Annotated in this window: 1 protein-coding gene and 1 pseudogene; both read left to right on the top strand. The window is 54.6% G+C overall.

Features of this window, described 5'->3' with window-relative positions; translation table 11 throughout:
• The first annotated feature begins 177 nt into the window (after positions 1-177).
• Complete coding sequence (locus L692_RS0105230; RefSeq protein ID WP_025697829.1) at positions 178-636, top strand: alpha/beta hydrolase; 459 nt, start codon at positions 178-180, stop codon at positions 634-636.
• A gap of 377 nt (positions 637-1,013) precedes the next feature.
• A pseudogene (locus L692_RS27790) lies at positions 1,014-1,320 on the top strand (ATP-dependent helicase); the annotation flags it as partial.

Here is a 1,320-nt window from a genome sequence, read left to right as displayed (position 1 = left end):
CGTCCATGACCGGGACTTGAACGCCAGTCAGAACATCCTGGCCGAAGGTAAAAGACTTCTTGAGGTATAAATTATACACGAACTGCCGGGACGGCAGGGTTCGCTTGGTCAACTTCTCTTCGGTAGAAGGGACTACCCAAGAATCTCCTTCCTCTATGCCTAAGCGTAGGGAGGGGAGTGTTCAATCACGGAGCCTTTGTCACCGCAAGCTTCGAACCGCTGATGGGGTATTTCAAGGCCAGAGGCTTTGAGGTGTTGGCCCCGGTTTGGCCTTCCCACGACCAATCCGTGCCGGAACTGCGGAACCGTCCCGAATCCGGACTCGGCAAGATTGGCCTTGATGACCTGACGGAATATTATGCCGGTATAATCAAGGAGCTGCCGGAGAAGCCGGTTATTATCGGCCATTCCTTCGGCGGATTGCTGCTGATGATTGCCGGGGAAGTGGACCGGATCGTTCCCGCCAGCCTGGTCCGCAAGAACTACAGCTTATATAACCGGCAGTCCGGAGCCGTAACGGATTACAAGGAATTCCCCGGCCGCAGCCACTGGATTATCGCCCAGCCGGGCTGGGAAGAGGTGGCGGATTTCATCTACCAATGGCTGAAGGAGCAGCTGCCGGACCTGGCAGGATAAGCTTTCAAGCGAGCCAAAGCCGCAAGCGGGTTATAAGAAACCTGGGCGCATGGCTTGCTTTTTACATAAGATGCGATTTATTTGCCATGGCCGCTGGCCGGGCGTCCGGTCTGTCTGGTAATGGTAATAAGTGGAACCCGGCCTTCATTTTTGTCGAAAGTAAGGAAAACGGAGCAATTTCGCGGGCGCAAATGTGCAGAAATATTTTTAAATCCCGGCTTTTTCGTATAAGATGGAGATAAAACCTTTTTTGGAAATTCAGGAGCTCTGCCGCTTGGCGGAGACAGACCGGTATCATTTTCTCGCTGAAACGGCTGCCGCTTGGGAACGAACGCGGGCTGCCCGTTTTGGCTTGTTCAAAAAGACAGGAGATCACGATGACTAAGCATCTGTACGCAATGTGGTTAGGGGATGTTTTCTTTTGCTTCTCCGGTGAGACTTCGGAACCCAAAATAGATGCATGGACTCGCGTGGTCAAGCGGCTGGAGCTTGGGGGGCATCGTCCTTTCGCGGGCGCGGCGCTTCGTTTGGCGGAAGTGAAATATCCCGTGGCCAGAAATGAAGGCAGAGCGGGTCGGCGTTCGCCCGCCGGGAGAATGCTTGAGGGGCTTGCCCTTTCTCCAAAGGACGCGTTTGAGCTGCTGCTGTCCTGGGAAGAGGCGCTCTGCGAACGGCAGGGCATTG

The organism is Paenibacillus forsythiae T98 (assembly GCF_000520735.1).
GTDB classification, from domain to species: domain Bacteria; phylum Bacillota; class Bacilli; order Paenibacillales; family Paenibacillaceae; genus Paenibacillus_AQ; species Paenibacillus_AQ forsythiae.
Note: the sequence above shows the minus strand (reverse complement) of the source record. Positions and strands in the feature narration are given on the sequence as shown.